Genomic DNA, 11,467 nt, shown 5'->3' with positions numbered 1-11,467 from the left:
CCGATCCGTTTCCGGAATTCGGTCCGACGTTGCCGCAGTGGCCGTTTTCACGTGTATGAAGGTCGGCTAACGCCTTGTTCGAGCACCTGCGGTCGAATTGTCGACTCGTGTAAACTGCGTGGATGTCCGACGAAATCGATTACCTCAACCCCGCCCTTCCTCCGGGCCTCCGACGCGTGTCGATGCCCGTGGTCGACGCGACCCCAACAACGCTTGATGGATATGGCCGGCTTGTGACAGACCCGAGCGAGTGCTCGATCGAGATCGTGCAATGGCCGTCGGTGGGAACGAGGCCCATCGATCCTGGAACCGGTGATGAGGCAGGCACAACCGAAGGGACATTTGTAAGCGAATGGCGCGGGGATATTCTCTACGGTCGAAACGAGGCCGTGGGCGGTAACTACATCCTTGCATACGCAAGGGAGCCTGCGACAGCCCGCGACGACAACGCCAATGCCCCGGAACGCATGCTGCTTTGGCACGCGAACTATCACCCGGACGGCGGACAGCTGTTCTTTCCTCTCGACCATCTTCCGTTCTACATTCCACTGGCATTGCCCGGGGACGACATCGCGCCAGAGAAGTTCGTGTGCTTTCGCTTCGATGGACAGCAGGGTCTCTACATCCACCCGAACGTCTGGCATGAAGGTGTGTTCGCTCTCAGAGGGACGCAGCGGTTCTTTGACAAGCAGGGCGCAGTCCATGCGCGCGTCTCGGTCGACTTTGCCCGCGAATTTGGCTGTCTACTCGAGGCGCCGATCGCCAGTGGCGCCTGACCGTTTGTTCGAGACGGCGATCCTCGCGGCAGGTCTGTGACTCAGGTCGAGCGGACATTCGAATGTCCGCCGGAGAGCAACGTCAAACGTCGGTAACTGACCGGCTTTTGCCCGTCAGCTATCGCCAGAAGCCGACCCGTACCTACCCGCCAAGCCCTGAGGCATGCGTTGCTCTTTCCAAAAGCTTGCCAATTGCTGCGTGCGTTCGAGCAGTTATACAAGCGTTGCCGAATCAAGATCATTTAACGCCAGAAAATCAGAGTTCATTTGAACCATGGCGTTTTGTAGAACAACGAGCGTACCCTCGTGCGCCGTTCACGAACAAGCCGCCGATTGCGCGTAGTACCGATTCGGTGCAGGAAAGACGCCGGTCATCACTTCGATCAGGAATGGCCCGTTATATCGCGACGCTTCGCTCAGTGCATCTTCCAGGTCATCGACGTGCTCGACCCTGCGCGCCGCCACACCGAGCGAAGATGCAAAAGCTGTCCAGTCATGACGAGGGAGCTTGCTGAACTGCTCTGAAATCGATCCGTTGCTGATCGCGTCGATATGGATTGCGCCATGCGCGGAGTTATTCAACACAACGTAGATCATCTTGACCCCGTAGCGCGCCGCGGTCTGAATCTCGGTTCCGTGCATCAGCATGCAACCGTCACCGGTCACGACAATACACGGGCGCTTTGGGGCTGCAAGCTTGATGCCGATCCCGGCGGCGATTGCCCAACCCATCGGCGCGAGGGAGCTGGATGAAAAGTAATTGCCGATGCCCGACGAAAGCCAGTAATGGGCCATGAAGATACGGTGCGCGCCGGAATCCACGACAACATTGCTGTCCTTCGGCAGGAGTTGGCACAAGCGCTTCACTACGTCTCCCGGATAAAGCGATCGATCGCCAGGTAAAACCGGGACACTTGCTTGCTCGAATCGATGGTCATACAACGGCGTTTGGTTGAGCTCGGCGACCCACGCCTTTCTTGCTTCAAGCACCTTCACGAAGCCGGCGCTGCTGTCCGTATCGGTCTGGGACAGCACGCGGAATGTAGCGCCAATCCCGGAGAAAATCCTGCCGTGCGCGACGTGCCCCATTGCGGGCGGGTCGAAGCTGTCGTCGAAGATGATCAACTCTTTCCCGGCCGTCAGCTTCTTGCTCCAATTCATGCTGTCGCGCTGGTTCAAGTCGCTGCCAAACACGACAATGGCGTCGAGCCCGTCCGAATTGATCGCGTGAACGGCACGCGAGTGGCTGGAGAATCCGTAAATGCCGAGAGCAAGGACATGATGCTCAGGAAATGCGCCCTTCCCCGATAGCGTGGTCGCGACGGGAATGTGAAATTTTTCGGCCACCTCGAGCAGGGCCTTTGCGGTGTCCGCGTCATTGCCACGGCTTCCGATCAGGAAAGCTACTTTCTTCGATTTGAGCAGATACTCCTTGCACAAGGCATCCAACGCCACGCGGCTCGCGGGGACTTCGCATACATTGAATTCGCCATGATCGTACAGCTGCCTCGTTCCGTCCTGACCCGTCGGAACCTCCTGCTTTTGAACATCAATAGGAATGCTGATGAAAGTCCGCGCTCGGCGCATCCAGTTCAACCCGTCTGTCGCACGGCGCATTTCGGCCTGGATATTTTCCTTGTTCTTTAGCTCGATGACATTGTCCACCAGGTTTCTCACCACGCCGCTTTCGAAAATGCCACCCAGCGTAGCGTCCTGGAACGCGCCTTTCCCTTCTGCGCGCGACGAGACACCTCCGGCAATATAGAGCATGGGAATCTGGTCTGCCTGAGCAGCCGCCATGCCGGGCACGAAATTCATGGTGCCTGGTCCGGAAATCCCTATGCATACGCCGAATTTCCGGCTGGCCCGCGCATAACCATCGGCCATGAAGGCGCTGCCAGTCTCATGGGCGCTAACGATTGCGCGAATCGCCGGCGACTCGTCGATTGCCTCCAGCAATGGGTAAATCATCTTTCCCGGGACCAGGAAGACGTGGTCGATCTTCGCGGACTCCAACGACTTCACAACTATTTTCGATACGCTGAATGGAGCGGGTGATCCCATGGTTTCGAGTACGATCCGAGCAGAAACTGTTAGTTGGATCTCGCCATCCCTCATCCGGTCATCGCGTGCAGCCCTCGCAACGGCGACATGACGCGACCGGTCGCAACCGGCCTGTGGAGACGGCGAGACGGCCTTGAGTGCGCTGCAAAGCAGCTGCAGCCGCGTCTCGCGCTGCTTCATCGTGCCCGCTTGATCAACGGGCCCGTGTCTCCATCCATGAGTACTCTTCTTGGGCTACGACGTCGCTCGCATACGCTTCACGAATAGCTGAAGCAAGATCTGCAAGGTGTTATCAAGCATATGCAATACCTGTGCGGCGACACTCTGCTCGACGAGCACGGCGCTCTCACGTCGAGAGCACCGCCCAACGCCAAAGCCTGTTCAGAATGTCTGCCAGCCCGACGCGTCACTGGCGCCGGTCGCGACCACCGTGCTCTGGCCAGCGACAAGAACTGGAGTCTTCCCGCGTTTTGTCAGCATCGCAGGCGAAGACGCGTGAAATTTCGGCGCCGTCCGGTGGGGTTCTTTCCGGGGCGCATTCGCTCGTAACACTGATACCCGCCCGCCGTTGACCTTGAAGAAGGCCACCGCTTCACGCAGGCTTTGCGCCTGCTGGTCCATCGACTGCGCCGCTGCCGAAGCTTCTTCCACCAGCGCGGCATTTTGCTGGGTTACCTGGTCCATCTGGTTGACCGCCTGATTCACCTGCTCGATTCCGCCGCTCTGCTCCACCGACGCCGATGAGATCTCGCCCACGATGTCAGTCACGCGTTTCACCGACTCGACTATCTCCTTGATCGCGCCGCCAGCCTGCTCGACAAGCGTCGAACCCGCTTCCACCCGGTTGACCGAGACGGCGATCAGTTCCTTGATTTCCTTGGCCGCGGTGGCGCTGCGCTGCGCGAGCGTGCGCACTTCACCAGCCACGACGGCAAATCCACGCCCCTGTTCGCCGGCACGAGCCGCCTCAACCGCCGCGTTGAGGGCGAGGATGTTGGTCTGGAAAGCAATCCCCTCGATCACGCTGATGATCTCGGACATCTTGGTCGAACTCGCAAAGATCTCGTGCATCGTCTCAACCACCCGCCCGACGATTTCGCCCCCTCGCTGCGCGACACCTGAGGCCGTGCCGGCGAGTGTAGATGCCTGCTTCGAGTTGTCGGCGTTGTGACGGACTGCAGCGGTCAGCTGTTCCATGCTCGAGGCAGTTTGCTGCAGCGATGCCGCCTGCTCCTCCGTACGGCTCGACAGATCAAGATTGCCTTGCGCGATCTGCGCACTCGAAGTCGCCACACTTTCGGCGTTCTCGCGTACATCCGAGACGACCCGCAACAGCGCATCGCGCATTACCTTCAGCGACGCCATCAGGCTGCTCGTGTCGCCGGGCCGGAGGTCGATGCTTACGTTGAGATCGCCGGCAGCCACGCTTCTCGCCAGGTCTGCCGCGGTCGCAGGCTCTGTTCCAAGCTGCCGGGTCAGACTACGCGTCAAGTAAGCACCGAGCCCCAAACCAGTCAGCACAGAGAGGATCACCAGAACAAGCATCAGATTGCGGCTTTGGTCGTACACCTTCTCATTGGACTCGGCCGCGTTTTGTGCGTCGCCCTGCTTCAGAGCAACCAGGGCGCTCATCAGGACCAGGGTCTTGAAACCCTTGTGATGATATTCGTTCAACAGGTAATCAGTCAGGCCGTCTCGATCCTTTAGCCCGGCTGTGTTAATCCTGCCTTTCATTTCATTGAAGGCCTGCGTGTAGTCCTGCCAGTTCTGATCGAGATCGGTAAAGGTAGCCTTCCCTTTCTCGCTGTAGACCAGCGGCTCCGCTTGATTGAGGCGTTCGCGCGCCGACGCGAGGGCTTTTTCAGCCGCGTCCAGCGATGCAGTCTGCTGCTCGGCAGTGGAAGCCAGAATGGCGTTGCGCAGATACGTGCCGGTCCTCAGCACATCGGCATTCGCCTGCTGGATCAGGTTAAGCCCAACGAGATCCATCCGATAGGTCTTATCGGCATTTGCGCTAATCTGCGCCATGTTGTAAAGACCGATCCCGGTGACGATGGCGCTGATGACGGATACCAGGATGAAGGCACTGATTAGTTTCGCGCCGAGCTTCATATTGCCGAAATTCATAGTTCGCTATGTTGAAGTGAAAGAACCGGAACGGATCGGCAACGCTGGCCGCAATGTACTGTCGCGCAACCTGTGTTCCGGCTGGAGGTCGCTGTAAAAGGAGCCCGAAAATGACAGTCGAAACTGTCGGGACGAGCTGGATAGCCCCCTTCAGGTTCATGAGACTGCATGTCGAATCTCCTTGCATTTCACAGTGGCAAGCGGATCCCAACCGGACCGGCAGGGAACGCCGCAAGACCCTCATGTAGGGGTTAACGACAGTACGAATGAAATCTTCATACAAATAATGCTTACACTGTATTACGGATATGCGGTGCCGGATCTGGATGACGTGCCGAGCCATCGTCGGCGTGAGGCCGTCCTTGACGCGAATCGCGATCAAGGAGGGGTATGAGGGTGACTATTCAGCAACGGCCCACGGCCGCAGTTCGCTCACGTGATTGAGCGGATGGGAGGCAATGCGTGAGAGGACACGGCGCAGATATGCCTCGGGATCGAGAGCATTTAGCGGTAACCAACCTGTGAACGCCCGATGGCGCTCACCCGGCCTGGCATCTGCGTAAGGGTGCGCGCCTGTCCGTGTCCCCGGTCTTTCTTACTTGGCGTCTTCTTTCAGCTGCGGCAGAGCTGAGGTTTCGCCCGGGGTCAGCAGGCCGACCTGCGCGTAGACACGGAGCTTTTCGCGCGTATCGTTGATGTCCAGGTTACGCATGGTCAACTGCCCGATCCGGTCGCGCGGCGAGAACGTCGACGCAACTTTTTCCATCGACAGCCGCTCCGGCTGATAGGTCAGGTTCGGCGACTTCGTGCTCATGATCGAATAGTCATTGCCGCGCCGAAGTTCAATGGTCACTTCACCGGTGATTGCACGGGCCACCCAGCGCTGGGCGGTTTCGCGCAGCATGATCGCCTGCGGGTCGAACCAGCGGCCCTGGTACAGCAGGCGTCCGAGGCGGCGGCCGCTATCGCGGTACTGCTCGATCGTGTCCTCGTTGTGGATGCCCGTCACCAGCCGCTCGTAGGCAATATGCAGCAGCGCAAGCCCCGGCGCCTCATAGATCCCGCGGCTCTTCGCCTCGATGATCCGGTTCTCGATCTGATCGCTCATCCCGAGTCCGTGGCGCCCGCCGATGCGGTTGGCCTCCAGCAGCAGTTCGACCGCATCCGGAAACTCCACGCCGTTCAAAGCTGTCGGCCTGCCCTCTTCGAAACGGACCGTGACCTGTTCGCGGGCGATCTGCACTTCGTCGCGCCAGAACGCCACGCCCATGATCGGGTTGACGATCTGCATGCCGCTTTCGAGGCTTTCGAGGTCCTTGGCTTCGTGCGTCGCACCCAGCAGATTGGAGTCGGTCGAGTAAGCTTTCTCCGCCGACATCTTGTAGTCGAATCCGGACTTGCGCATGAATTCGGACATCTCGGCGCGCCCGCCCAGTTCGTCGATGAACGCCTGATCGAGCCACGGCTTGTAGATCTTGAGGTCCGGGTTCACCAAGAGGCCGTAACGATAGAACCGCTCGATGTCGTTGCCTTTATACGTGCTGCCGTCGCCCCAGATATTGACGCCATCCTGCTTCATCGCGGCGACCAGCATGGTTCCCGTCACCGCGCGGCCGATCGGCGTCGTATTGAAATAGGTCACGCCGGCGGTCGAAATATGGAACGCGCCAGACTGCAAAGCGGCAATGCCCTCGGCCACGAGCTGCGCCCGGCAGTCAATCAACCGCGCGCCTTCTGCGCCGTACTGTATTGCCCGACGGGGAATCTCGTCGTAATCATCCTCGTCGGGTTGCCCCAGGTTAGCGGTGTAAGCGAACGGCACCGCGCCTTTGAGGCGCATCCAGTGCAGCGCGGCGCTGGTATCGAGGCCGCCGGAGAACGCGATTCCGACGCGCTGCTGGACGGGAAGACTTTCGAGAATGGTGGTCATGTTGGAATCATCCGGTTAAGAGCTGACGTACAAGCTAACAGAGGTGGGGCCGCGCCTCCGATTCGAGCACCCCGGAGGGTAGCTCGACCGTTTCGACCCCGAATCTGAAATTTCGAGCAACGATTTTCGACGATTTGGACGTCGCTGTCGAATCGCCGGTTCTGGTCCAGGCCGTGTCCGACCCAAAATCACCCGGTTTCAGGGTGCGCTTTACCCTTCCCGAGGTGCCACGAGGCCTGTATAGATTAGCGCGTTCTGACCAGCCGCTTTTTGTGCCGACCAGAGACCCGGGTGATCTGCCGGGCGAGCGACGGTAGCCGGCATTTCGTTCATGAACAAGCGGGATATTTATAAGAAGTAAGTATCTCAATCAAGCATTCTTATTCATATGCAAAGTATTGAGCATGGTTTCAAGTTAAATCCTTAATCATTTGTAGGTTTTCTCTTACCCCAAAGTGAGCCTATCCTTATAGAAATCGTATATATCGTTTGGATTTCTGAATTTCTAACGCATTGAATGGTTTTGTTAGTCTAAGATAGCTCGAAACGAGCGCTGACTTTCCGGTCCAGATTGTTTGCATCAATCAGCCGGTTGGAAACCCGTATCGGTCGGAGACGTCCACTGTATTCGCGGAATTCACGACGCACACGACGCATTGGAGCGTCAACATAAGGCGAGTGGGTCTTCCCCCAGTTGTGAAGTCCGTGCGTGAAGTCCGTGCGTAAAGCCCATGCATGCGCGCAATCGCACTGGCTCGCCATGCATCGTAAGGGCTATCAGGCCCCAGTCAGTGCCGAATTATTGCGTTCCCGAAGTACTCGTTGGACCCGCCGATCTCGTAGCGCGCTCCAAAGCCATTTCAAGAGAAAGAGATGAATGAACGTATCTGGTTTGTTGGAGACGATCCGCCCACCCTCGGGATGCTAAGTGACTTTCTCGAAAGTCGTGGCATGACCGTATATATGCTTGACTGCAGCCGCTCATTAATCCGGCACATGAAGCAAGACACTCCGTCACTGCTTGTGTTGCGTGACGGTTCGCCCAGCGTTCAAGCCACGGCCGTCCTGCAAACCTTGCGCAACTCCGGGAACGACATCCCGGTTATCGTGATCGGCGAGCCAAGGGATTCCGTCGATGCAATTATCTGCCTGGAACTCGGAGCCGAAGACTACTTAAGAATGCCTTGCGATCCGCATGAATTGCTTGCACGTGTCCAGAACGTGCTGCGGCACAGGTTGCAAAATGGTCAATGGTCCCTGCCGGGGCGCGTGAAATGCGAGCTGGGAAGCATCGCTCTCGACTTCCGGACGCAATCGGTTACGCGCGACGGCATCCCCGTCACCTTGCATCCGAGCCTGTTCCCGTTATTGCACCTCTTCGTGGAACATCCACTGAAAGTGCTTTCCCGACGTAGCATAGTCGCCAAGCTGCGCGATTCCCCGACGGGGTATAGCGAGCGCTCGCTCGACGTACTCGTCTGGCGGCTCAGACAAGTGTTAGAGCAGGATCCCTCGCTTCCCCGGTTCATCCAGACCATCCGCGGACGAGGCTATGTCTTCAGTCCATCAGGTACTGGCGCACATCCGGCCGATTTCGAGAAGGTGGATGCCGCCTTGCAAACACAGCCGGCATTGAGACGAGAAGAAGCGCATCCGCAGCCGATCTCACCCTAAGCGCCATGCACAGCCTGTTCACATGGTCCTGCAGAAGGGATGTGGCCTTCTCCCTTCTGCAGGACCCATGACCGGTTCGATCGCGACAGTCCGATCATCAGATCGCCTCCTTCATGAATGCCCGCGATGCATTGCGGGCACATGACCGGCAACGATCAGAACTTGTGGCGAATGCCGACGGTGACGACAGCCTGCGAACTCTTGCCCGAATCCGTATCCGTCGATCCGACCACCGCGTCTGCCGTGCCAAGCCCGTTGGTGCCGCTAGCATGGGTGTATCCGGCGAAGGCGTAGAAGTCGGTACGCTTGCTGATGAAGTAGTCCGCCGCAATTGCAAATTGATTGTAGGAGGCCGAGGAATCCCCGTTCGACTTCATGTAGACGTAACCAATTTCCGTGCTAAGCGGTGCCGACACTTGCCACACGGCGTACGCAGATCCGACCTTGTATTTCTCAGCGGTCGTGAATGCGGAACTGGCATCCGGCTTATAGTCCGAGTAGCTCCCGTAAGCGCCAACTGTCACTGCGCCAATCTGGTAGTTGCCACCAATGCGGGCAATGTTGATCGTCTTCGCCGATTCGTAGTGAAGGTTGACGTTAGAGTTGAATAACGAATCCGCCGTAGACGTGGACGAAGTGGTTCCGCGTACCGACGCGGTGCCATTGTCAATGTGCAAATAACCCGCTGCCAAACCGAGCGGACCGCTGTTATAAGCCAACGCGGCGGAATAGCTTTGGCCATTGCTTGTCGAACCCGCGACCCCGCCTGCTGCGTACATGGCCTCAGCCGTCACACCGCCCCAGGTCGGGCTCGCCCACTTGACCGCATTGTTGAAACGAACGCTGTTGTCGGCGTTATCCACGTCGCCCGGCGAGGTGAAGATGCCACCAAGATAGTTGTCACCCTGCACCGGCTGGACCAGGTCGATCAGCGGATCGTATTGACGTCCCAGCGTGACGGTGCCCCAGTTCGTACCGGACAATCCGACGAACGCCTGGCGCCCGAATTCGCGGCTGCCTTGACCCAGTTTTCCGGTCGTCGAATTGAAGCCGTTTTCCAATTGGAAAATTGTCTTGAGACCACCGCCCAGGTCTTCCGAACCCTTGAGGCCCCAGCGTGAGCCGGATTCGTTACCGGCGGTCATCGCGAACTGGGAGGCGGAGCCACCGCTGTTATGGGTGTACGTGAAGCCCGTATCGATGATCCCGTACAGAGTCACAGAATTTTGTGCATGGGCCTGGATGCTGGCGAAGACAAGAGCGAGAGTGGTCGCAGTTAAAGCAATCTTTTTTGTCATGGGTACATGTCTTGGTTCGTTGATGGGATCAAGCGAAGCAGACAATAGAACGTCTTCCCGAAATCTAAAATTAATTTTCAGAGTCTGTCGCGAAAGCGATACGTTACGCACTCCGTCTAATTACGCTTGGTCTCCAAACCTCACCGATTATTCTTGCGGAAGCATTGATAAGTTATTCTATGTATATAAAAACTTTCCTTGTCTTCCGGATGGCAAACGTTCGCGCGCCGCGCTGCGACGGGATCGGTGGCATCGAATCAACCGGGTCCGGCATCGCCACTCAGAGCGCCGCCACCCAGATCCATGGAACCTGGAATATGCCGTAAGACCCTGTGTTAACACTTCGTTTTCGGTTCAGATATATTCCCCATCAGCTCTGTGCCAGGTGAAAGTTGTTGCCAAACATTTTCATTCAGATTGAGTCAGAGGCAGCATCTTCGGTGCTGCCTCGCCCATTTTTTATATTTACTCAATATTCCTAAATATATTTCCGACGCTACTCGGATTCATTGCAGCCCGCTGGCGTTGACCGCCAAACTAAATTCCCGTGCATGGCGTTTTCGCACTTCCGGCCATCACTGATCCCGCGTCCCAGGTGACATCTGCACCGGCAGCAGCTATCGAATGCCGACGGCCTGCCGGAATACAGTGGGCGCAACACCAACGCTTTCGCGAAAACGATGGCTGAAATGGCTGGCGTTTGCATACCCGCATTGTTCCGCGACCTGCGCGAGCGGCAGCGCCGTGGTGCGCAGCAGCGAGCGAGCGCGTTCGAGGCGCTGTTGAGCAACCCACGCAGCAGGCGGCAGTCCGAACGACGTGCGGAACATGCGTACGAAATGAAACTCCGATAGCGCGGCAACGCCGGCCAGTTCGCTGAGTGTGAGTGTTTGCCCGAGATGCTGGTCGATGTACTCGCGCAACCGCCGCCGGGTCGCAACCGACAACCCCCCCGTCATAGATGCATCGGTCCGCCGCACGCCTTGTGCACGCAGCAGCAGGCTCAACACCTGATGTGCGGTTTCATTGGTACGCAGCAGGCCGTCGGGGTCCTGCCAGTTTTCATTGGCGAGCGTTTGACAGAGGCTTGCGATACGGGCGTCTTCGAAATAGGTGCGATCGGCGAGCGTCAGTTCGCGCGGCTCGCGATCGAGCTCCTGCACCGCGCGTTGCGTGAAGTGTTCGGGCAGGAAGTACAGATGCATGAAATGCATGTGGCCGCGGACCCACCAGCGCGATTCGTGGTCGCCGGGCAGCGCGCAAAGACGCGCCGGCGCACCGTAGCGCCCCGGCATTTTCTGACGTTCAGTGCGATAGCCGCCATCCAGATAACACGAGAGCGTGTGGTGACCCGGCCGGTCATAGACGGTCTCGGCTTCCTCGATGTCGCGCGTCCACACCGCGATGGCCAATTGATCCCCAAGCCACGCGAACCGTTCCAGATCCGCGTTGGCGCTGTGCAGCGTGTGACAGACCGAATGAAGGCCGAACGGCGTTTCGGTGGAATCCGTCGGAGAGGCAGGCGGCCTGGCGTTCATGGACGAGCGGATGCATCTGATGACTGGGTAACCGTCAGTATACGCGCCGCCATGAGCACC

General features: G+C 58.1%; 8 protein-coding genes. 2 read left to right on the top strand and 6 right to left on the bottom strand.

The genetic code is table 11. From position 1 onward, the window contains the following. The first annotated feature begins 122 nt into the window (after window positions 1–122). Window positions 123–776 carry an ureidoglycolate lyase gene (locus ACSOSP_RS26705; RefSeq protein ID WP_455311411.1) on the top strand — a complete coding sequence of 218 codons (654 nt, stop codon included), beginning with the start codon at window positions 123–125 and terminating at the stop codon, window positions 774–776. Between the two features lie 315 nt (window positions 777–1,091). On the opposite strand, the gene ACSOSP_RS26700 is transcribed toward ACSOSP_RS26705, so the two are convergent. The 4 genes from ACSOSP_RS26700 to argG form a co-directional block, all read right to left on the bottom strand. Further along, window positions 1,092–2,801 (bottom strand): thiamine pyrophosphate-binding protein, encoded by a 1,710-nt coding sequence (locus tag ACSOSP_RS26700; protein WP_455311410.1) that lies wholly within the window; start codon window positions 2,799–2,801, stop codon window positions 1,092–1,094. A 420-nt stretch (window positions 2,802–3,221) separates the two neighbouring features. Next, a complete protein-coding gene (locus ACSOSP_RS26695) occupies window positions 3,222–4,952 on the bottom strand; it encodes a methyl-accepting chemotaxis protein (protein ID WP_455311409.1) in 1,731 nt (576 codons plus the stop codon). Between the two features lie 415 nt (window positions 4,953–5,367). Next, the gene (locus ACSOSP_RS26690) at window positions 5,368–5,448 is read right to left on the bottom strand and encodes a hypothetical protein (RefSeq protein ID WP_455313686.1); all 81 of its coding nucleotides are present in this window, start codon (window positions 5,446–5,448) and stop codon (window positions 5,368–5,370) included. A 114-nt stretch (window positions 5,449–5,562) separates the two neighbouring features. Beyond that, window positions 5,563–6,897, bottom strand: a complete 1,335-nt coding sequence (gene argG / locus ACSOSP_RS26685) for an argininosuccinate synthase (RefSeq protein ID WP_455311408.1) — start codon at window positions 6,895–6,897, stop codon at window positions 5,563–5,565. An 873-nt stretch (window positions 6,898–7,770) separates the two neighbouring features. Between argG and ACSOSP_RS26680 the strand changes: the two genes are divergently transcribed. Further along, on the top strand, window positions 7,771–8,571 hold the full coding sequence (locus ACSOSP_RS26680) for a winged helix-turn-helix domain-containing protein (RefSeq protein ID WP_455311407.1): 801 nt from the start codon (window positions 7,771–7,773) through the stop codon (window positions 8,569–8,571). Between the two features lie 155 nt (window positions 8,572–8,726). Here ACSOSP_RS26680 and ACSOSP_RS26675 read toward each other — a convergent pair whose 3' ends face one another. Continuing rightward, window positions 8,727–9,869, bottom strand: a complete 1,143-nt coding sequence (locus ACSOSP_RS26675) for a porin (protein WP_455311405.1) — start codon at window positions 9,867–9,869, stop codon at window positions 8,727–8,729. Between the two features lie 617 nt (window positions 9,870–10,486). After that, the gene (locus tag ACSOSP_RS26670) at window positions 10,487–11,407 is read right to left on the bottom strand and encodes a helix-turn-helix domain-containing protein (protein ID WP_455311404.1); all 921 of its coding nucleotides are present in this window, start codon (window positions 11,405–11,407) and stop codon (window positions 10,487–10,489) included. Window positions 11,408–11,467: the final 60 nt, after the last annotated feature.

It is taken from the genome of Caballeronia sp. KNU42 (assembly GCF_053760385.1).
This window is presented reverse-complemented; position numbering and strand designations above follow the sequence as displayed.